This is a genomic window from Bradyrhizobium sp. Kon58, from assembly GCF_055807455.1.
Genome location: NZ_JBVVOT010000280.1, coordinates 1 through 319, shown reverse-complemented (window position 1 = coordinate 319; position 319 = coordinate 1). Strand labels below are relative to the sequence as shown.

General features: G+C 50.8%; 1 protein-coding gene. It reads right to left on the bottom strand.

Annotated elements, in window-relative coordinates:
* A partial coding sequence (locus tag AC0L20_RS40475) for a dermonecrotic toxin domain-containing protein (RefSeq protein ID WP_473295741.1) occupies positions 1-319 on the bottom strand: 319 nt, incomplete at both ends.

The following is a 319-nucleotide window of genomic DNA, read 5'->3' as shown; positions in this document are numbered from 1 at the left end:
ATCTTTGAATAGATGTACCCCGGGCCGGTACGATCAATAATCAACTTCCCCAGCCTGCTGAAAAAATCCGAGACACTCTCACTATGAAAGATTGTCGTCGGGCTCACGTTCGAAGAAGCGAAGTGCGCCGCTGTCTGTACTTTCCCGGATACACCATATTGCTCGGCCGCAAAAAAATTGCTGGTTACCGCCTCGGTCAATGTCATCGACCTTTCGGGCCTGCCACGGTGCTCGTACTGTGTAATAGTGTTTTTAGACGGGGTGGTCTGGGCAGGAAAGAACTGATGCAGCCAGACTTTATCAGGGTCGATACGCTTAC